Raw genomic sequence first — 229 nt, 5'->3', positions numbered from 1 at the left:
TTTTTATCCACCATATCAAATAGCTGTTTGCGTGATTGTTGATATTGCTTCATCACCTTATTGTTCATCATATCCAGTAGCTTTGCTATTTCATGATTGAGTTGCGCTAAGCTGTGGAAGGTTTGGTTACGTAAGCGTGCCATGATCCAACGCTCAACAATTTGTACGCCGACTTCAGCCTTCGATTTATCTTTGGGTTTATAAGGTCTAGCCGGAATGACAGCAACGT

At 41.0% G+C, this 229-nt stretch carries 1 pseudogene; it reads right to left on the bottom strand.

From position 1 onward, the window contains the following. Positions 1-229: pseudogene (locus tag AAEY68_RS21825) on the bottom strand (IS21 family transposase); the annotation flags it as partial.

This window comes from Pseudoalteromonas sp. RB2-MNA-CIBAN-0110 (assembly GCF_040309305.1).
Lineage (GTDB): Bacteria > Pseudomonadota > Gammaproteobacteria > Enterobacterales > Alteromonadaceae > Pseudoalteromonas > Pseudoalteromonas arctica.
Note: the sequence above shows the minus strand (reverse complement) of the source record. Positions and strands in the feature narration are given on the sequence as shown.